The sequence below is a fragment of the Wolbachia endosymbiont (group B) of Eupithecia inturbata genome (genome assembly GCF_964030915.1).
Classification (GTDB): Bacteria; Pseudomonadota; Alphaproteobacteria; order Rickettsiales; family Anaplasmataceae; genus Wolbachia.
Window position 1 is genome coordinate 583,069 of record NZ_OZ034987.1, and the last position, 21,103, is coordinate 604,171.

19 protein-coding genes and 1 pseudogene are annotated in these 21,103 nt (G+C 33.4%); 6 read left to right on the top strand and 14 right to left on the bottom strand.

Annotation, left to right across the window (positions count from 1 at the left end; translation table 11 throughout):
* The first annotated feature begins 49 nt into the window (after positions 1-49).
* Positions 50-616: a phosphoribosylglycinamide formyltransferase gene (purN, locus tag ACQH21_RS02835; protein WP_007301943.1), complete on the top strand. Its 567-nt coding sequence runs from the start codon at positions 50-52 to the stop codon at positions 614-616.
* Here purN and ACQH21_RS02840 read toward each other — a convergent pair.
* Genes ACQH21_RS02840 through ribF form a run of 4 tightly spaced genes read right to left on the bottom strand, consistent with a single transcriptional unit; the run spans position 610 to position 4,657 of the window.
* A complete protein-coding gene (locus ACQH21_RS02840) occupies positions 610-1,932 on the bottom strand; it encodes a M16 family metallopeptidase (protein WP_139686396.1) in 1,323 nt (440 codons plus the stop codon). The genes purN and ACQH21_RS02840 overlap by 7 nt on opposite strands.
* Positions 1,919-3,247 (bottom strand): M16 family metallopeptidase, encoded by a 1,329-nt coding sequence (locus ACQH21_RS02845; protein ID WP_064085260.1) that lies wholly within the window; start codon positions 3,245-3,247, stop codon positions 1,919-1,921. The genes ACQH21_RS02840 and ACQH21_RS02845 overlap by 14 nt, the downstream gene beginning before the upstream one ends.
* A gap of 4 nt (positions 3,248-3,251) precedes the next feature.
* Positions 3,252-3,728 carry a signal peptidase II gene (gene lspA, locus ACQH21_RS02850; protein ID WP_007301940.1) on the bottom strand — a complete coding sequence of 159 codons (477 nt, stop codon included), beginning with the start codon at positions 3,726-3,728 and terminating at the stop codon, positions 3,252-3,254.
* Positions 3,725-4,657: a riboflavin biosynthesis protein RibF gene (ribF, locus tag ACQH21_RS02855; protein ID WP_064085258.1), complete on the bottom strand. Its 933-nt coding sequence runs from the start codon at positions 4,655-4,657 to the stop codon at positions 3,725-3,727. Before ribF ends, lspA begins: the two co-directional genes overlap by 4 nt.
* Positions 4,658-4,725: 68 nt before the next feature.
* Here ribF and ACQH21_RS02860 point away from each other — a divergent pair, with 68 nt between their 5' ends.
* Together ACQH21_RS02860 and ACQH21_RS02865 are read left to right on the top strand one after the other, a co-directional pair.
* Positions 4,726-5,097 carry a glutaredoxin gene (locus ACQH21_RS02860; protein ID WP_006015443.1) on the top strand — a complete coding sequence of 124 codons (372 nt, stop codon included), beginning with the start codon at positions 4,726-4,728 and terminating at the stop codon, positions 5,095-5,097.
* A 95-nt stretch (positions 5,098-5,192) separates the two neighbouring features.
* Positions 5,193-6,065 carry a hypothetical protein gene (locus tag ACQH21_RS02865; protein ID WP_007301937.1) on the top strand — a complete coding sequence of 291 codons (873 nt, stop codon included), beginning with the start codon at positions 5,193-5,195 and terminating at the stop codon, positions 6,063-6,065.
* A 261-nt stretch (positions 6,066-6,326) separates the two neighbouring features.
* Here the strand turns inward: ACQH21_RS02865 and ACQH21_RS02870 are convergent.
* The 4 genes and pseudogenes from ACQH21_RS02870 to ACQH21_RS02885 form a co-directional block, all read right to left on the bottom strand.
* A pseudogene (locus ACQH21_RS02870) lies at positions 6,327-7,557 on the bottom strand (IS256 family transposase).
* A 93-nt stretch (positions 7,558-7,650) separates the two neighbouring features.
* Positions 7,651-9,447, bottom strand: a complete 1,797-nt coding sequence (gene lepA / locus ACQH21_RS02875; protein ID WP_264687177.1) for a translation elongation factor 4 — start codon at positions 9,445-9,447, stop codon at positions 7,651-7,653.
* An 81-nt stretch (positions 9,448-9,528) separates the two neighbouring features.
* The gene (locus tag ACQH21_RS02880; protein ID WP_265042140.1) at positions 9,529-10,347 is read right to left on the bottom strand and encodes a hypothetical protein; all 819 of its coding nucleotides are present in this window, start codon (positions 10,345-10,347) and stop codon (positions 9,529-9,531) included.
* A 277-nt stretch (positions 10,348-10,624) separates the two neighbouring features.
* Positions 10,625-12,001: a malonyl-CoA decarboxylase gene (locus tag ACQH21_RS02885; RefSeq protein ID WP_425384462.1), complete on the bottom strand. Its 1,377-nt coding sequence runs from the start codon at positions 11,999-12,001 to the stop codon at positions 10,625-10,627.
* Between the two features lie 281 nt (positions 12,002-12,282).
* Between ACQH21_RS02885 and ACQH21_RS02890 the strand changes: the two genes are divergently transcribed.
* Positions 12,283-12,975 (top strand): TerC family protein, encoded by a 693-nt coding sequence (locus ACQH21_RS02890; protein WP_029237607.1) that lies wholly within the window; start codon positions 12,283-12,285, stop codon positions 12,973-12,975.
* 246 nt (positions 12,976-13,221) lie between these two features.
* Here the strand turns inward: ACQH21_RS02890 and ACQH21_RS02895 are convergent, their stop codons facing one another.
* From ACQH21_RS02895 to ccmC, 6 genes are all read right to left on the bottom strand, one after another.
* A complete protein-coding gene (locus tag ACQH21_RS02895) occupies positions 13,222-14,028 on the bottom strand; it encodes an ankyrin repeat domain-containing protein (RefSeq protein ID WP_425384463.1) in 807 nt (268 codons plus the stop codon).
* A gap of 272 nt (positions 14,029-14,300) precedes the next feature.
* Entirely contained in the window at positions 14,301-15,863 is a 1,563-nt protein-coding gene (guaA, locus tag ACQH21_RS02900) for a glutamine-hydrolyzing GMP synthase (RefSeq protein ID WP_425384464.1), read from the bottom strand.
* Between the two features lie 227 nt (positions 15,864-16,090).
* Positions 16,091-17,566 carry a type II secretion system protein GspD gene (locus tag ACQH21_RS02905; RefSeq protein WP_264377143.1) on the bottom strand — a complete coding sequence of 492 codons (1,476 nt, stop codon included), beginning with the start codon at positions 17,564-17,566 and terminating at the stop codon, positions 16,091-16,093.
* A 673-nt stretch (positions 17,567-18,239) separates the two neighbouring features.
* Positions 18,240-18,521 carry a hypothetical protein gene (locus ACQH21_RS02910; RefSeq protein WP_425384465.1) on the bottom strand — a complete coding sequence of 94 codons (282 nt, stop codon included), beginning with the start codon at positions 18,519-18,521 and terminating at the stop codon, positions 18,240-18,242.
* A complete protein-coding gene (locus ACQH21_RS02915) occupies positions 18,469-18,729 on the bottom strand; it encodes a hypothetical protein (RefSeq protein WP_425384466.1) in 261 nt (86 codons plus the stop codon). Before ACQH21_RS02915 ends, ACQH21_RS02910 begins: the two co-directional genes overlap by 53 nt.
* A 340-nt stretch (positions 18,730-19,069) precedes the next feature.
* Positions 19,070-19,780: a heme ABC transporter permease CcmC gene (ccmC, locus tag ACQH21_RS02920; protein WP_425384544.1), complete on the bottom strand. Its 711-nt coding sequence runs from the start codon at positions 19,778-19,780 to the stop codon at positions 19,070-19,072.
* A 142-nt stretch (positions 19,781-19,922) separates the two neighbouring features.
* Here ccmC and ACQH21_RS02925 point away from each other — a divergent pair, with 142 nt between their 5' ends.
* Both ACQH21_RS02925 and ykgO read left to right on the top strand, forming a co-directional pair.
* Positions 19,923-20,741 (top strand): pyruvate, water dikinase regulatory protein, encoded by an 819-nt coding sequence (locus ACQH21_RS02925; RefSeq protein ID WP_010402159.1) that lies wholly within the window; start codon positions 19,923-19,925, stop codon positions 20,739-20,741.
* Positions 20,742-20,810: 69 nt separating this feature from the next.
* Complete coding sequence (ykgO, locus tag ACQH21_RS02930; RefSeq protein ID WP_006015378.1) at positions 20,811-20,939, top strand: type B 50S ribosomal protein L36; 129 nt, start codon at positions 20,811-20,813, stop codon at positions 20,937-20,939.
* Positions 20,940-21,103 lie beyond the last annotated feature (164 nt).

The window sequence follows — 21,103 nt, forward strand, 5'->3', positions numbered from 1 at the left end:
TTTCCTTTTGAGCTATTTTATTAATATCCATTCTTACGGCTGCACTAAAATGAAAAAGATAAAACTCGGAATACTAATTTCAGGTAGAGGATCAAACATGCAGGCTTTAATAGAAGCATGTCAAGATCAGAATTTCCCTGCTGAAACTGTGTGTGTTATCACAAATAATAGTGAAGCTGGAGGCCTTAAAATAGCAAAGCAAGCAGGAGTTTCAGCGTTTGTTGTTGAAGATAAGCCACTTGATACTGATAAAATTCATGAAATACTTGTTCAACATAAGGTTGATTTAATTTGCCTTGCAGGGTTTATGAGAATTATAAAGGCCAATTTCCTGAATAAATGGCATAACAAAGTTATAAATATTCATCCCTCTTTACTTCCGTCATTTAAGGGCCTAAATGCTCAGGAGCAAGCTCTGAAAGCGGGTGTAAAAATTACAGGATGTACTGTGCATTATGTTACTCCTGAAATTGATGCTGGAGCCATAATCGCTCAAGCTACTGTTCCAGTGTTACCAAATGATGATGTTCACAGTCTCTCAGAGCGCATTCTAGCTGAAGAGCATAAGTGTTATGTAAAAGCAGTAAGATCAATAGTAGAAGGTATTAACTATTGACCTTGAGCGTTTCTTCCAACTTCAACAAAAAATAAATTTTCAGGATTCAGTAAAGAACTTGCCAGCTTGTTTACTTTTTCCAATTGAACATCATTAATGATATTTGCATAATTATTTATATGGTTAATATCACGATCATCTATCTGCATACTATCCAGTAACGTTGCTGTATTCGCATTATTGGATAGAAAAGAGAAGATAAGGTTATTTACTAAACTGGTTTTTGCATCCTTGAATAATTGTTCGTCAATTCCTTCCTCTTTTATTCTGCTAAATGTATCTTTTACTGCTGATATAGCTTTGCTAGCAGTGGAACTATCAGTACTCATAAATCCAGATATAATATTTCCATGCTTATTAGGAACATTACGTGCACTAACACCATAAGTAATACCTAGATTTTGTCTCAACTCTTTCATCAGTATTGAGTTTAGACTCATACCACCAAGCGCATTAATCAAAACACTAGCATTATAGTAATTAGGGTCTTCATATGCTATGCCTTTTTGAGCAAAAAGTATTACACTCTGTGGTATATCCATAAAAACGCTCTTACTTTCTGCAGGCCCAAATTCATTTTTTACAGATACCTTCCTAACTTTCGATCTTTTTGATGGTAACTTAGATAAATATTTATCGAGCAGCGTACTAACTTCTTCTTTTGTTGCACAACCAACAATACTAATAACGATATTATCCTTAGTAAAACTACGCTTTATGTATGTTAAAACATCGTCTCTAGTAATGTTCATTATAGTGTCTAGAGTTCCATATGGATCTCTTGAGTAAGGATGTTTTTTGAACAACAATGTATCTAACTCTTTTGCAGCAATAAAATAAGGGTCTTTTTCAAAATTATTAAAGTTTACTTTGACTTTTTCGAATACTCTATTTAACCCCTCAGGATCAACTTTAGGGCGCATTATAGCATCACTCAGTAGTGAAATTGCATCCTCTAGATTCTCAGATAAAGTGTTTAATGAAACCCTAAATGCTTCTAAACCAGCAGTAAAATTTAAACTAATTCCTTTATCCTCAAGCTTTTTCGCAAAATCTTTGGCATCATTTTTTCCTGCTCCTTCTTGAATTACAAGAGAAGTAAACCAAGCAAGCCCCTGCTTTTCTGCACTTTCATACACACAACCTGCATCTTTGAATGATATATTAAGTGAAACTTTTGGTAGATCATGGTTTTCAACAAATAAAAACTTAAATCCTTTATTAGTAGTAACCTCCTCTATATTTAAGTGACTGCTTGCTTGCAAATTAAAGCCTAGACAGAAAAAAAATAGAAATACATATTTACTTATCTTCATTATTACCTCCTTTTGGTAGCAAACGACCAACTAATTTATTAGTAGAAAAGATAGCGTGAACTTTATTATTTACATCCTCTAGATTGACATCATTAATTTTGCTATATGAAATGTCTATTTCATCAAGTGGAATACCTAGTGCTAGACGTGGTATATAAAACATTGCTATATTAGTTAAATCAGATAGATTATCAAGCTGTGCTGCTTTGTATTTAGACTTTGTACTTTGCAACTCTTCACTTGTTATTCCTTCAGAGTTAAAGTGATTAATAGAATTTTCTAACTCTCTTGCAACAGCATCCAAATTCACCCCGCTTTTTGGAGTTACCCGAATCTCAATGTAACCATTACTAAAAGCTAAGCTATTATAATAAGCAAACACTTCTACTGCTACATTCTTATCTAGAACTAAATCTTTATATAGCTTACTAGACTTGCCATTCCCCAAAACATCAACTGCCAAATCAACAGGAAAAGTTTCACTTATTTGCTCAAATAAAGGAACACTATAGCGAAAGTATAAAACTGGCTCTTTTACTTCAGTGCTTTCTAAAATTACCGATATATCTGCATTATGTATTGAATCTTGGTTCGGATAATGCTTAACTACAGGCTCAGCTTTAATTGCACCATATTTTTCCTTTGCTAATCCCGCTACTTCTTCAAATTCTACATCACCAACAACGAGCAGTATAGCATTACCTGGATGATAATAGTTATCATGAAACCTTGTTATGTCATCTTGATTGTAAGTTTTAATATCGCTCTCCCAACCAATAACAGACCTACCATAGCCATTACGATAAAATGCACTGTTCATTTCCTCCCATAGTAAAGCTTCAGGATTATTATCAAATCTCATCTTTCTTTCTTCTAATACGATATTTTTTTCTCTATCTATTTTGTCTTGAGTAACATCAAAATTGCCCATTCTATCTGCTTCAATTTCCATTGCTAGTGGTAAATCTTTTTTGAGAACTAATTCGTAGTAGCAGGTGTATTCTTTAGTGGTAAAAGCATTAAATTGGGCCCCAATGCTGCCCAAAGTGGATTCTATGTCTTTAAATTTTCCTGTAGTTTCAAACATTAAGTGTTCAAAGTAGTGAGCCAAGCCTGCTTTGCCAATTGGGTCATCCATTCCCCCAACTTTATATATTATTGCATGAAAAACAGCTGGAATTCGGTGATTAGGTACTACATAAACATCCAATCCGTTACTGAGCTTAGCATGCTTTATGATTTCAGCTTCCAAAGAAATCGGACAAATGAAAAAAAACACAGATAGTATAAAAAAACTAAAGAATTTGCGAAGCATTATTTCATTCCTCATTTTGCTTAGAGATAGACCTATCATATATATACCACTTATATAACAATGTACACATTCCACAAACTATAGATAGATCTGCTAAATTAAAGGCTGGCCAATACCAATCATTGATATGAAAATATATGAAGTCATATACAGCTCCCCAATAGATTCTATCAATTACATTTCCGATCGCTCCACCAATCATCAGAGAAAAACTAAGGTAAATTGACTTATCATTAGATTTATATATCAAGTATGCAAGTATACCAATTATTAATATTGAACATGCTGAAAAAAAGAAGCTGCCATGCGGCAGAGTACTACACATTCCAAAGCTAATTCCTGAATTCCAAACTTCAACTAATTTCATAAAACTAGTAATCTCGATTGACTCCCCCTCATCAATCAAAGAGTTTATATACAATTTACTTGTTTGATCGAATGATACTATAATCAATATAATAACTAAACATATCCTTTTCATAAATTTATCTTTAACTGGTAAGCCTTCATTATATCACGATCTATCTGTTTTGTTAACTCGTTAATACTATGGAATTTTTTTTCTGCCCTAATAAATTTTAAAAGTTGTATATCAACCTTAAAATTGTATACATTTTCGTTGAAGTCAAATATATGCATTTCTACTATAGGTTTTTTTAAGTCCTTAAATGTAGGTCTCATACCAATGTTGACTACTCCATATAGCCAACTTGAACTATTTTCAGAAAATGCAACTTTGGCGTAATATGTACCAAACTTAGGTTTTATCATGTAATCTTCTATCGGAATGTTTATGGTTGGAAACCCTATTTCTCTACCTCTACATGCACCTTTTGTTACAATACCAGAAACTTGATAAGACCTACCAAGCAATTTATTAGCAATTTCTATTTCTCCTTTTTGTAAACACTCCCTGATTGAGGAAGAAGAGCAAATTTTTCTATCGATTATCAATGGCTCTAATTTAGTTAAAGAATATTCATACATCTGAGAATATTTTTCTAGAGTTAATATGTTACCCAATCGTTTGTGACCAAAAGTACAACTTTCTCCAACAGTTATATGTTTAGCACCATACTTCTTTACCAAAATCTTACCAATAAAGTCATCGCAGCTAACCTCAGAAAAACCTCTACTAAAATTAATAATATACAAGTAATCTATACCATAGCTGCTGATTAGTTCCTTTTTTTGTTCTTGATCTATTAACCTAAAATTGTTCCTACTAAATAAAACAGTTGATGGGTGAGGCTCAAAAGTTAAAACTGCAGAGGGTAATCCTCTTTCTTGTGCTACATTCTTTAGATTGGAAATTGCAAACTTATGTCCTAAATGAACGCCATCGAAATTTCCGAAAGTTAGTGCCACATTATCTTTTATCCCTTGCTCACAGTTGTAAATAATTTTCATACAATTTGATATTTTATATATATTTTTTATATATAATAGTTGTATTTTATAAACTATGGAGATAAATCGTGAAAAACACTAAAGGAAAAGTTGTAATATATGTGAAGAAGTACTGCCCATTCTGCAAGAAAGCAAAAGAGTTATTGGATGAAAAAGGTGTGAAATACGAAGAAATTGATGTACTTAGAAACTCGGATTTGTTTGACGGTATAAAATCAAAATATAACGTCAGGACAGTTCCACAAATTTTTATTACTGATGAAAATGGTGATTATGTACATCATATTGCTGGATGTGACAAATTGATGGATCTTGAAAAAGAAGGAAAGTTGGATAATATGTTAAATAACAATGAAGATAGCATTAATGCAACAGCTTACACAAGCGGCAGTGATGAACACGAGGGATGTAATATAATACATAATGAAGATTTTATGTGATTTTTTTGTCTTACTGTTGCTGGCATACCCACTTTAAACAATTTTTAATGAATTAAAAATACAATTCATCTAGTGAGTTTTTTTAGTGGGAAAAAATGATAAAAAATATTATAATTGTTAGCAAAAACTTAATTAGTATTGAATTAATTAACAAACAAGATTTAGAGAGTTTCATCAAGATTTTCACAGTGCTTGATAAGCATATAGCAGCTAAAACTCTTTTTACAGAAGAAGTGACAATAGAGTATAAACAACACAATTGCATAGAAGTTGTTGAATTGATAAAAGATACAGGTTTTACATATCATGATGTTGAGAATGTGTTAAATCACCTAAGTAATCATGGAATGAAAGTACCAAGTAGCGTTATAGCAAGCACCCTTTCTTCTTCATACAATCACGCACTTGAGTCTAAGGATGTAGCATTTGCCTGTTCTAAAGGGTTGCCACAATTTTACATCAGGGTAAATAAGAATACCTTTATAATGACTCCTATAAGTGAAGAGAATCTGGAATTGAATTCGCAAAATAGCAAAATGCTTATAGAGTCATTAAAGAGCGAAAAAAGCACTTATGATTGCATAGTGGAAGAAAATATCATCAAAGTTATAGTGCATTCTGAAATACATCAGGCTATAAACTCGATTATAAAATCACTGATAAAGTCTTGCCTTTTAGCAAGAGATGAAGAAGAAAAATTCAAAGAGAAATTGAGACAACTTGCTTTTAAAGATCAAGCTTTCGTTGAGTATTCTAGCATCAAAACCATTCATAGATATCCGAATAACCATCCTCTGAGAAAGCATGAAAGTGTTATTAAAGATATAGAAAATATTTTATGTGATTTCATAATAAATGAGAACAGCGGGTTTGCTATAGAGCGGTTAAATAGACTGGGCTCAGAAGTCTCTCCAAATACTCCAAGAATCATCACTAAAACTATAGATAAGCTTGTTAAGTTTCACTAAAATGTTGTTGGAATGGTTTTAGCCAATGTCTACATATATCTGATTTTTACTGATTGAGTGGAGCAATTGAGCTGCTCTCTGTCATCCCAGCGTTTAACACTGGGATGATTTCGTTGTATGGTATCTTATATAGTGTTTTACAAATTCACATAGCTATTTCAAATTTACCCATATCAATGTCAGTAAATTTATTGAGAAAATATCACTTAGTTCTTTAAATTTATGTTGGGAATGTTCAAAAAAGTGTGTCAAAGCGAATTTTTAGTTCAACTCAATTTTTAACCTATCAGGAAAAAAGATATCAAGTTGAGATATAGTTAGAGCCCAATTAGGCAAAGCCATAGCCCATTTTTGCTCTATCTTTTTTATAGCACAATATACCAATTTGTACAAGGCATTTGTACTGGTAAATGAACCTTTGGTTTTAGTAAATTTTCTGATTTGTCTGTGCAACCCCTCAATTGGATTGGTGGTATAAATTAGCCTTCTAACAGGGCCAGAATACTTAAAATAACTAGACAAATTTTCCCAATTGTTTTGCCACGATTTTATGACTAAAGGATATTTTTCACCCCATTTTTCCTCCAGTTCAAGTAAATAATTTTCGGCGATTTCTCTACTTGTAGCACGGTATATTTTTTTCAAATCATTCATAAAAACTTTTATATCTTTGCTGGATACGTATTTTAGTGAATTTCTTATTTGGTGCACAATGCATAACTGTACCTCAGCATTGGGAAATACGCTATTTATAGCTGTAGGGAAGCTTTTCAGACCGTCAACACAAGCTATCAAAATGTCTTCTACTCCTCTCTCTTTTAAGTCATTTAATACGCCTAGCCAGAAGTTAGCTCCCTCACTTTCTGCTAAGTAAAAACCCAGTACTTCTTTTCTGCCATTTTGGTCTATTCCTAATATATTGTACATGCATTTACTTATGCAATGTCCATTCTCTTTGACCTTAAAAAACATCCCATCCATAAATACTATCGGGTATACTGATTGTAGGGGACGACTCCTCCATTCATTGATTATAGGCAGTAATTTATCTGTAATTCCAGATATCTCTGCTGCAGATATTTTATGGTCATAGATTTCTTCCACATAGGATGCTATATCCCTGTATCCCACACCGCTTGCAAACATGTTCAAGACCTTTGTTTCAAGTTCTGGATGTAAGCTTGTTTGCCTTTTTTTCACTATCTGTGGTTCGAAACTTCCCTCTCTATCTCTTGGTGTCAATAGTTCAAATACTCGTCTTCAAAGTTTTGCCATTCTTTCCGTTTCTTCGATTCTTTTCTTCTCTTTCATTGGATAAATGATGCTCTATTTCACCTTCTAGACTTGCTTCCAGCAGCCTTTTTACAAATGGTGTTAATGCTCCATCTCTCCCCATCAATGGTTTACCTTCCCTTATTGATGACAGTATATTTGCTTCCAGCTCTTTGTAATCTACCAGGCCAGTCGTTCCATTTTCTATTTTGTAACTCATATATCAAACCTCTATTTTTTGTTTCTATTTTATTTTTATTTCTCGGTTTGACACACTTTTTTGAACATTCCCCTTTATGTTTTTGGATATATATTAATCATTTATTTTCAAAGCCTCAATAAAAGCATTTTGTGGGATGTTTATGTTTCCTACAGAATGCAATCTTTTCTTACCTTTCTTCTGCTTTTCAAGCAGCTTCATCCTTCGTGTGACGTCTCCACCATAGAGCTTGGCTGTTACATCTTTTCTATACGGGTTAATCGTTTCTCTAGCAATAATTTTTCCGCCTACTGCCGCTTGAATCGCGATTTTATATTGCTGGCGTGGTATCAAGTCTTTCAAACGTGCACATATTTCACGGCCTCTTTTTTCTGCCCTGCTTTTATGAACAATGCAGGCTAACGCATCCACAGGTTCTCCATTAACTAAAAAACTTAATTTATCTATCTGACTTTCCTGATAATCGGATATTTCCCAATCTAAACTTGCATATCCCTTGGAAATTGATTTTAGTCTATCGTAAAAATCAAAAACAACCTCAGACAGCGGTAATTTATACTTCAGTAGTGCTGTTGTCGTATTACCAACATAAGATAAATCCTGCTGTTCTCCTCTCCTCTCTTCACACAGAGATAGAATCTCTCCTAAATATTGATCAGGTACCATTATAGTTGCAGTGATCCACGGTTCTTCCACTATTTCAATTTTTGTAGGGTCTGGCATATCGCTTGGGTTATGGATATTTAAAACTTTACCATTTTGTGTTGCAACTTTATATATAACACTCGGTGCAGTTGCTGTTAGATCTAAATCAAATTCTCTTTCGAGTCTTTCTTGAATGACTTCAAGATGTAGCATTCCTAAGAAACCGCAACGAAATCCATAACCTAGGGCATTTGACGTTTCAGCATCAAATGTAAAACTAGCATCATTTAAATGTAATTTTTCTAGTGCTTCCCTTAAATATTTAAAATCATCTGTGTTATTGGGAAAAATACTGCAAAATACTACAGGATGTACTTCTTTAAAGCCAGGTAATGCCTTGCTGCACGGCCTTTTCTCTTCAGTAATAGTGTCTCCTACTTTGCAGTCTGCTACTTCTTTCATTGAAGCAGTTATAAAACCAACTTCACCTGCTGAAAGTTCACCAGTCATAACTTTTTTAGGAGTGAAAATACCGATATTATCGACCTGATATGTAGCATTATTAGACATCATAACGATTCTCATGCCTTTTTTTAGTACTCCATTTTTAACTCGCACTAAAATTACTACTCCTAGGTAAGGATCATACCAACTATCAACTAAAATTGCTTGCAGTGGAGCATTTGTATCACCTTGAGGAGCGGGAAGTTTTGTCACTATAGCTTCAAGTACATCCTTTATCCCAAGACCAGTTTTTGCCGATATCAAAATTGACTCAGTTGCATCAATTCCGATTACCTCTTCAATCTGAAGCTTTATCCTTTCTGGATCTGCAGCAGGAAGATCGACTTTATTAAGCACAACTATTATCTCATGATTATTGTCAATTGCCTTGTAGACATTTGCCAGAGTCTGAGCTTCAACTCCTTGGCTGCTATCTACTACCAAAAGTGAGCCTTCACATGCGGCTAAGCTTCGGCTGACTTCATATGAAAAGTCAACATGACCTGGTGTGTCCATGAGGTTGAGGCAATATTTATTACCATTATTTGCAGTGTAATTGAGTCTTACCGTTTGTGCTTTGATTGTGATTCCGCGTTCACGCTCTATATCCATTGAGTCAAGTACCTGATTGGTCATTTCCCTTGTCTCAAGACCGTTACATTCTTCTATCAAACGATCAGCAAGAGTTGACTTCCCATGATCTATATGTGCTATTATTGCAAAATTTCTTATATTGTTCATAGATCTACTTATTTAAGTAGATCTATTTTACATTTTAAGTATTACAAGAGCAATTACTTATCTTCCTTTTTGCTGAAAACATTAAGCTGGCGTCTGTACTGGTCGGAAGTATTCAGTAGTTGATGGTTGACTCAGTTTGCTACTTGCCTCATTCTTTTCCTGCTTGCATGTTTTTACTGCATCAGCAAGGCTTAGGTAATCATTACCAACTTTAATTCTTACATCTTTATTTTCTTCTAAATCTTTATCATCTGGCTTATCACTTGCTATTTTAATAGTGCCATCGCTATTAGCACTTAATATAATGATAAATTCCCTTTCATCTATATACCAATTAAACTTTATTCCATATTGAGCTGCAGTACCTAAATTATAACACCTCACTCCATTTTTATCTACAAAGCCACAGACAACTTCTTCTTGATCGCCATTTAAAATACGAATTTCATGAATATTGTTTTTTTTACGAAAATCATTATTTAAAAACTCGCTTATCTCAATATTTATGCTTTTACTGTTGTCTTTTAGATTGATTACTGCATCACACAAACTACAATTATCATATTTTTCAATTGATACTGCATCAATAGTGCCGTTTTCTATATACTTTCTAAACTTTTCTTCAATTTTCTTTTCTAATTCTTCTTGCCTTGCTTCATTTTGTTGTTGCATTCCTTTTAGCTTTTCTTCCATTTTTTTCTGAAGTGATTCGATATCACAAATTAACGTGGATTCATCAATGCCGAGTATCACGTATGCTTGGCCCAATCCTGTCTTCAATCCTTCAATTATGATTACCATCTCTAAGATAGACCCTAAGTTTTGATAATGTATATTAATTTTTTCACTACTTAGGCTACCTCGATTGCTATCCCAGTCGATAGCAATGTTAGTAAACATAGAATTAAGGCCTTCATAAATATCTTTCAATAGACTTGATTTCTCTGAGTTTATTCCATCACGTTTAATACTACTAACATAATCATTAAATGACTTTATTTCTTCAGAATATGTAAAGACACTGTACAGTTCTTTACGTGTTACTCTATCTTGTATTTTTTGTTTTATTTTTTTTAATATCTCACTACTAATACATTTTACCTCATAAAACTATTCAATATTATATACATAAACATTAGGGAATGTTAGCACTTTCTATATGCTTGCGCACTTCCTATTATTCCTTTAACATAGCTGACACTTTTTTTGAATGAGAAACCACTTTATTAATCATATAATTCTCATGATTGTTATCTATTTTAGGCAGCTCATACAGATAATTCACCATTATTCCGGCTGACTGACTAATGCCTTTTTCAGAAGTATCAGCCATCCAGTTTAGTTGTTTGATTGATGCACCATTGCTTAAATGAAAGTGTGCTACTGGATCATAAGCACCCCCACCACTGCTTTTAACCTTTAGCAAATAATGTGCACAAAGTTTCAGTAGGGACTGTTTTTCGCATTCAATGTTAGTTTTTATGCTTTCTAAAATTTCTGTACCTGATTGTTTTATATTAAGCTTACCTAATAAAGCTACGTCTTGATTTTTTAGCCATTTTGTAAATCCAGGAACTGGAGAAAGAGTTGCATACACTTTTACGCTTTTAAATTCTTGCGATAGTTTTTCTACGACTCTCTTTATTAAAAAGTTACCGAGGCTAATTCCAGATAAACCAGTTTGAGTGTTTGATATTGAATAGAATATAGCAGTACTTGCACTGCTTGGGTCACTTGAGGGCACTGACTCATCCAAAAGGTGTTGAATACTATCTGAAATCTCATTCATCAATGCAACCTCTACAAAAATTAGAGGTTCGTTTGGTATTTTGTAATGAAAGAAAGCAAAACAGAGACGATCAGAATCTAGCCTATTTTTTAGGTCACCCCAAGAAGAAATTTTATGTACAGCTTCATATTTTATAAGTTTTTCCAACAATGATGCAGGTGAATCCCAGGTGATTTGATGAAGATCAAGTAGATCAACATCAACCAAAGTACAGAGTATATTTTTTAATTCATTTTCTAGTGGGTTTAGATTTTCATATTGGTTCTTTAGCTTAAGCACATCAGAACGCATATCAACAATAAACTTAAGACCTTCTGGTAAGGAGATAAACTGCTTCAATATTTTAGAGCGTGGTGATTCAAGGACTTTTATTAAGTCTTGTTCAAACTTATAGCTCGACTCAGAATCTTGATTTTTCTTATATACTTTTATTTCTTCATCTATTTTCGTTTTATCCGGATTGAACTTTTCTGACAGGGTTTGTAAAAATTTTATTTGACCTGCCTCTGATAAACTCAAGTACAAATTACCAAGAGATACGGTGTTCTTACGTGCTGAGACTTCACCCCCCTTTGGGTTTAAGCATTCGTTCATCTTCAAGACTAAACTATCGACATCGCGACTACTACTTAAATCAGGGTTAATATTGCCAACCCATGATCTTACAGCGTTTGCTACTTCACCTAGTATCTTAAAAAAGCTCTTTGGTGCTTTCTGATCTTCAACTTTCACTATATCAGTTTTTGCTAATGATTCTTTTGTCATATTTCCTTTTATCGTGTATCTATCTTAATTTAAAGAAAAATCTTAGTCTACAAAGAAGGCATATACTTTCATGGTACAACTATTTTATAATCTATTTAAAATTTTCGTAAAGAGAGTTAGATTTTTAATTTTATTATTCTTCTTATAAAAGTACTTTTATTATAAAAATGACCTTTTTTCTCTTCCTTTTTCGGGTAAGGCTGATTTTTTAATTACCTAGGCGAAGTTACTTAATTTTTACACATCTATTGTAAAGTACAAAATCTGACTTTGGAATGAAAATGCTAGCTGATGCTTGGACTTTATTGATACTTACGCTACTTGAAACTATACTTGGTATAGACAATTTAATCTTTATTTCTCTAGCAATAGATAAGGTGCCAAATCTGCTGAGAGAAAGAGCCCGCCTTATAGGTTTTGGCTTGGCGCTATTGATGCGTTTTGTAATACTATTTTTTACATCATATATATTATCAATGCAAAAGCCTATATTTCACACTGTATCTCTGGATATCTCAGTAAAGGATTTACTTATGATTGCAGGAGGGTTATTCCTTATTGTTAAAAGCTCTATGGAGTTATGGAGCGACATTTTTGTACATAAGGAGAATAAAACAAAGGCAAATGTTAAATCACAATTTTTTTTAGTTGTGCTACAAATTATATTAATAGATTTAGTTTTTTCGGTTGATTCGATATTAACTGCCATAGCATTAACTCACAATATGATAATCATTGCCATAGCATTTACATTTTCCATACTAGCGATGCTATTTTCATCAAGTTATACCGCTCAGGTAATAAAATCCAACCCAAGCTTAAAAGTAATTGCCATTCTATTTATTTTACTCGTCGGTGTATATCTAACACTTGAAGGGCTTCACATAGAACTACCAAAAGCATGTTTGTATTCTTCATTTATGTTTGCATTGCTTGTGGAAGCTATAAGCAAAATAAAGAAAATACAGCCTTGAAACTATTTTACACGAAGCAAAAATCCAATCAGTGCGTGACGTACAACTGTGCGAACATTTTCTAGCAGGAAGGTGTCATTCAGCTTCGGTGTCATCCCAATGCTTGACACTGGGATCCATTTTTCCATCATCAAAAACATTGTATTTTTACATTACTTTTATGCTTACCAACTTAACTGGATGCCAGTGCCCAGACACTGGCATCCTACAGATAATGTTCATACAGCTGTGCGTCACGCGCTCCTGTCAAGCAGCTCCTTGCTGTTCATTTGTTGTTAAAACGGCAGATGGTTCTTCTGCTTCACCAACTTTAGTACTAGGCTTTAACAATGCATATGTAGCACAACCAACTACCAGTGCTGCTGCTGTAACTGCAACCACTGCTATAACGATAGGTATCAACTGAGCTGCAATTATTCCAGTTGTAAAAAGTGCCACTGCTATAGCAGTGCCTAATAATCCAGTTACTCCACCGGCAATCTTTGCTTTATTACGCGCTTTTACAAAAGAGCCTCCTCCTGCGTCTAATAGAGCTTTTACTACGTCTTGACTCTTAGCATGATCTAAAGGAGTCTTTCCATCTTTATCTACTGCATTAACTTTTGCTCCTTCTTTGAGTAAAACCTCTACTATCTCTGTGTAAGCAGCAAAGTGCAAAGCAGTGTACCCACTTTTATCTCTCACATTAACATCTGCTCCTGCTCCGATTAAAACCTCTACTACCTCTTTGAAACCATACAAAGCAGGATAGTACAAAGCAGTGCACCCATTTTTATCTATCACATTAACATCTGCTTTTGCTCCGATTAAAAACCCTACTGTCTTTTTGTAACCATTCTCAGCAGCTATAATTAATAACGTCCACTTTTCGTATGGGTAAATATCAAATACATGATTTACATCAAAATTACCTTTCTCCCACTCTTGATATAGATCTTGATTCTGTTTCTTTAGTTCTTCTTGTATTTTCTTAATTATATTATCTTTATTTAAATCTTTCTTAGCCTCAATCGTCCTCAGTACTGTTTTCAGTGATTCATATTCTCTTGTCATGATTTTACCTTCAATATCAAACGATATGTTTAATTATTACATGATTATGATAAAAAGTTGATTAAAACAAGCTAATAACTGGGATTGTGAATAGTAAATTAGATTCAAGTAGCCTCTGTGGTGTCATTCAACTTCGTTGTCATCCCAGTACTGGGATCCAGGAACCAGCGTCACGCGCTGGAATGACATTAAATAGTTTTCCTTAAAATTTGAGTTATGCAAGCAGCCTCTTTGGTGTGATTCGAGTAGCTGAAACTGGAATGAAATTATTGCTACTCCCACTCAATAGTTGCTGGTGGCTTGGAAGTTAAATCATACACAACTCGATTTACTCCGGAAACTTTGTTAACAATTATACTACTGACGTCTTGCAAAAACCTCCAAAATACTAACGAATGTTGATCTTTATTTTCAAATGGAAATGCATCAGCTGTCATGCCATCAGATGAAGTCACAGCCCTTAAAGCGCAAACATATCCGTATGTACGATTATCTCCCATAACTCCCACAGTTTTTACTGGTAACAGTACAGCAAAAGCCTGCCATATTTTATCATACAGATCATAATTTTTCATTGTGTTGATATATATTTCATCTACTTCTTGCAATATTCGTACCTTTTCTTCATCAACCTCACCTATGATCCTCACTGCAAGTCCAGGCCCAGGAAATGGATGTTGAAATATTATCTCATCTGAAAGCCCAATTTCTTTGCCAAGCAGCCTTACTTCATCTTTAAAGAGATAGCGTAAAGGTTCTACTAGTTTCAGATTCATTTTTTCTGGCAACCCACCAACATTGTGATGAGATTTAATTGTACTAGTGTTTCCTGAAGCGTGCCCTGATTCAACTACATCAGAGTAAATGGTGCCTTGCATTAAAAAATCCACATCACCTATTTTTTTTGCCTCTTCTTCAAATACTTCGATAAAAGTATTGCCGATAATTTTTCGCTTTTCTTCCGGATCAGTTATTCCCCTTAACCTACTTAAAAACAAGTTTGATTTATCAACGTAATTTATTGGAATTTCTTTTAACATAGCAGTGGTCTGGCTCTTACGCAATAACCCAGTATCGATAAAAATACAGTTTAATTGTTTTCCTATAGCTTTGTGTGTAAGAACTGCTGCAACACTTGAATCAACCCCCCCACTTACTGCAGCAATTACTTTTTTCTCCCCTACTAAGTTTTGAATTTTTTCCTTCTGTTTTTCAACGAATGACTTCATTGTCCAATCTCTCTCACAATTTGCAATATCTAAGAAATTAGAGAGAAGTTTACTACCATTTGTCGTAGGCTTAACTTCAGGATGGAACTGAGTACAGTAAATCTTCCGCTGTTCGTTGGCAATTATTGCGATTGTTTGATTTATTATACCTGAGGCAATAGCAGTAAATCCTTGCGGTATAGTTTCGACACTGTCTGCATGGTTCATTAGCACATCGACTTCGGAATTAACGTCCCAAGTATCCTTTATAATTGGGGATTCTTTTAGTATCTTGATTTTAGTTTTGCCAAATTCCTGATTGAATTCTTTTCTTACCTTTGCCCCGAAATAATGACAAATGAGTTGCTGTCCATAACATATTCCAAGTATAGGAGTGTTTATTGTTTCGTTAAGTTTTATAATTTTATGTGCTACTTCACTTACTTCAGAGCAATTGTCATTTACAGATTGCGGTCCTCCAGAAAAAATAAATCCATTGAATTTTGATACTGTTTCGAAATCGATATTGCTTGGAAATATTTCACAGTAAACGCCCATTTCCCTGATTTGTCTTGCAATAAGCTGTGTAAACTGTGAACCAAAATCAATAACGGCAATTGCTGACAATGTGCTCCTCCATATTATTTAAAGCAATATTTGATAATAAAGAAAACAATAAAGTAAGTAAACTAAGACCTGTTTAAAAACTTTAATATATGACTAAAGTAACTTAAATTTACCGCAACAGATTTGTGATTAAGCTGTCTTAATTATCATTCTGATACTCTCTTCTTATCATAATAGCAACCCCAACATCTTTCCTTAAGTTGATGCCATTGCCTGAACGGATACGTTTAATATATATATAAATTCCTATCTTTTATATCTAATAAACCAAGTGTTGGTACGATTGTTGCTTTCAGGAAGATGACGGTTTCTACTGTCTTAGCCAGTTTTTTTGACTTTTGATGCAATAAGTTTTGGTTATCTTTTCTATGCTCTATAAGCCCACCAATTACCATAACTTCGCCGCTCTTAATTTTTAACGTAGAGTGCATTTCTCTGGTTTCAATAATTGGAATGTCACTATTTAATTTCATTTTATTCTGCTGTGCGACATATTCTATATTTGGGTCTTTAGTGTAATCGTTAATTCTTGATAAGGTTGGATGTATATCCATGAATATTTCATTAGTATCAATGTTAATGCTTGGGTGGATTATTAACACCACACCTATTGGAGTGCTATTCATCTTGGTAATTAAGGCATGATTGGAGTTTCCGGTATCTTTCTGTATATCGGAAGTAAAATAGATATGGTTTTTAGTAAATGAAATCATTGCTTGCTGATTATTTATAGCATGTACTCTAGGGCTTGAAATTACGGTTGAAGTGCCAAATTTATTTAAAATTTTTACTAAATCTCCTAAATCACTCACACTAGAGTTAATTGCTAGGTCAATAATAGAGTTACCTTGATTTGTTATAGATTTGGTTTCATTATGCAAATCATTTAAGTTGATACCAGAAAGGTATTTATCGTCTAATAAAACTTCAACTATTTTGGCCTCGATCATTACTTGAGAAGACGCCAATTTCTTAACTTTATTAATATATTCTTCAACAGCTTTGTGAATATCTTTTCTAGCATTTAGAATAATGACACCAGCTTCTCTGTTGGATGAAAGAAACTCACCATCATCTACTCCGTTAACATCCATTATTGCATTTAAGCCTTTTTCTAATGAATTCCATAAATCACTACTATATTGAGATTTCATATAGTTTCTATCACCATCACTGTCGGTAATATTGTTACCAATGATAAAACTCCTTTGCGCAGAGTGTTGAATATTGATGAAGTCTACGTAATAATTTTGTGCATATGGCAAATCTTGTTCAATTCTAATTACACCATTATTCATTGAGTAACGCAATTTGGCGCTGTTGGCTATATTCTGAATTACTTCGTTTATGTTCTTATCTTTTAGCTTTAAAATAATATTACCTGATATTTTGGGATCTATGTCTAAGTTAACGTCAGAAAGTTTTCCTATCTCAATCAGTAAATCCTTTACTGGTACTTTTTCATCAACATTAATCGAAAGAAACTGATTACTGGTTGTAAGATCGGGAAACTCTACCGGTAAAGGTATCATTTCTGGTATTGCTGGTTCGTTATTCTTCAAAGGAGTATTATATTGTTGCAACGAATAATCGTGCTTATAATTGTCTATATTAACAGAATGTTGCTTGTTAGGTAGATGTGTACAAGAAATAATGAAAAGGAGTATTAAACATTTTAAAATAGCCATGAGGGCAGCATACAAATCTATACTAATAGTTTTCTATAAAAATGTTAAAAATGTATTTAATTGTATCCGTTCAGGGGAGTGGTTTAAGAAATGATAGATAGGAGATTATGAAAAGGGTTTAGCCGTATGGAAGTGGGATGAAAAGAAGCACTGGTTTCACATGCGTCTGAACAGACACCATTTTACAGCATTTTAAATTTGTCCTGTGCAATGTTTGTACAGTTGCGATAAAAATTACTTGACAAATTTTGACAGCTTTGTTATTTTGATAGTGAAGATATTCTAGAGCTCGAAATCTATCTTCGTTTGCAGACTTTTCAACTTCATTAATCTATAATCTCTAGTTAAAGTATATTGTACTTATGTATAGATAACTTCTATCATAGCTATATACATTTTTCTGAGTTTTTTTGTATTACTTAGGAGGATCATCATGTTTAAAATCATGGATTACGCATATCATTGACATAAATGCCTTAAAAGGACAGATGGTACCTACGTCCTCTTTATATAGATTATGTATTTGTTCAGATACGACTAAATTGTGTCTAGTGTAGAAAAAATTAGACAAATTCAGCCTTATATAGAACCAAATTCAACGGAAGTAGAATTATCCTCATTTCCATAATAGTAAGGATTTGCTTCTTGCGTATTATTAACAGCAGTTTTTAATAGTACTTCCTTATCACTATTCCATGCTAACTTTCTCCATAATTGGAATATAATCCTTACACTTTTGATTATCTCCACAATCCTTGATTTTACTATCATCATTTAGATAACGCTTCAATGCATCATAGTATACTTTAGTGTTATTACCCTCTTTATCTATCATTTGTCCTAAGGTATTAACAAGTATCAATGGTGCAACTTGTTTTGCTTTTACAACACTTGTTTCACTGGACTCTCTAAAGAGATTAGGACATGCTCCTCTGGAAAAAAAAGCTCTTGTTGAATTCTGGATTACCATAGTAAACGTTCGGGTAACAGAAACTCTTAATCTCTTCTTCTTGACACGCTAACTCTATTTGATCATCCACACATTTTTCACATTCTATATTACCAAGCCAGGATATTGAATTAAGATCCTCTGTAAAGGCAAATTTAAAATTTACTGCACCATAATTACCATTTGCTCCCTCTTCTATATATTTTGCAATCTTAGGATTACTGTACATCTCAGGATATAATTCCTTTAGTAAATCAGATGCACTAAAACCTTGACAACCTATCTTATTATCAACTTTATAAAAATGAGAATATGGCCCACAATTTTCATACTTGGAACAATCTGAGGTTACTTTTCGAGATGTAATTTCTCCATTTTCATTCTCTCCTTCATCAGTAACAGGTTCGCCCGTATCAATTTCACCTTCTCTATCGGTAACAGATTTATCTATACCACTTCCTTTTTTACATTCTTCAGCTATTTTTTTATACCACTCAGTCTCTGCTGATGATTGCTCTACATTTTAATTTCCGTAGCTGTTCACAACATTACACTCTGGAACTATATACCTAATATCGCATGCTGATTTCTCTCTTTATCTTCTGCAAATTAATTAAATGAAGGGCATTAAGTATCCACACTACTAAAAAAAGTGTGGTACAAAATATAAACATTGCAATGAGTGGCAGCAGTAAAGAACCTTCTATTGCTACTCCACCTTTTCTAAAAATACTTGCTGGCTGATGAAGAGTAGACCATAAATTCGCAGAAAATTTTACTATGGGAATATTTATAGCACTAAAAATGGCAAATACTGCTGATGATTTCTCTGCTCTTGCTTGATTATCAAAAGCTCTCCACAATGAAAGATAACCAACATACAGAAAAAACAAAATCAGCATTGAAGTAAGCCTTGCATCCCATACCCACCAAGTACCCCATGTTCCTTTTCCCCAGATGCTACCTGTGATTAAGCATATTGCCGAAAAGACTGTCCCTGCAGGAGCAGCGGCATGTGCTAAGACACTAGCAACACTATTGTTCCATACCAACGAAATGAAACTGAGTGATGCAATGAGTCCGTATATTCCAAGAGCAAGCCATGCAGAAGGCACATGAAGATACATAATTCGTACAATTTCTCCTTGTTTATAATCTCCTGGGGAGAAGAATAATGCCAAGAACATTCCAATTAAAAAACATGCGAAACAAATAACCCCAAGCCAAGGTAGAGCTTTTTTAGCAAAAGAAGTGAAATTTGTAGGCTTTAATAAAAACATTCGTTTTGAGAATAATTGTGTTAAGAATTTATCAATTAGTTTGAGTTTTATCAACAAGATAGTTTTTCTATATTTACGTAGTATAATAAATTAGCACAATTTCAGTAGCAGATTGCTTGCTATTATTTTTAGTATAACGTTGATGATCCTTAAAAAGCTTAACCTACACTTAGTGTCAGATTCAAGTGGTGAAACTGTTATATCAGTTGCAAAATCAGCTCTGAAACACTTTCGTTCTGTAGAAACGATCGAATATGTTTGGTCTTTCGTAAAAGGAGAAGAGCAGATTGACAAAATTTTAGAGGAAATTAATAGAAAAAGTGATGAGCATAATTTTGTTATATGCACTATTACTAATGATGAGCTAAGAAAATATCTAAAAAATAATTGTATAAAGCTAAAAATTCCCTACAGAGCGATATTATCACACATTATTAGGGAAATCTCATCCTATCTTGAAATTGAAAAAGACGAAAAACTTGACTTACATGCTGAGATAAATAACGAATATTTTCAGCGCATTGAGGCAATAAACTATACCATTAATCATGATGATGGACAAAATATTCAAGATATTGATAAAGCCGATATAATTTTGGTTGGAGTTTCACGCACATCAAAATCTCCCACCAGTATGTATTTAGCTTACCGAGGCTATAAAGTTGCAAATGTTCCTTTTGTTAGCGAGATACCCTTTTACGTCGACTTAGCAAAATTAAAAAATAAACTGACTATAGGAGTAACAATAGACGTAAGAAGGCTAATAGAAATACGCAAAAATAGACTGACTTCAATTAATAATGAAGGTAATAATATATATGCTGACCCTAGAAAAGTAGAAAAGGAAATTAAAGAAGCAGAGGAGTTCTTTAAGCAAAATAATTGGCCAATTATTGATGTCACGCAAAGGTCAATCGAAGAAGTATCAGCAACAATTATACAGTATTTTAATAAAATGTGAAAAATTTATCAATTGACTAACTCTCTGTCAGTGATCATAATGTAAGGTAATTCTATTCTTACTGTAGATATGAAAGTTAAAGGGTCACTAAAATCTCATCGTAACAGAGATAAAAATTGTAAAGTTGTGAAAAGGGGTGGTAAGGTTTATATTATAAATAAGGTAAAGCCAAGATGTAAAGCGCGTCAAGGTTCTTAGCTTTTTGTTTTCCTTTTTATGTCATATGTTTTTCATATGGAAGCATGGTTAGAAAGAAACAAAAATTGTTGTATTTAACCATAGCACTGCCCATTTCTTCTCTTACATTATATTTTGGTATTAACATGATTACAGGCAGACGTGGCTTGTTAACATTAATTAAC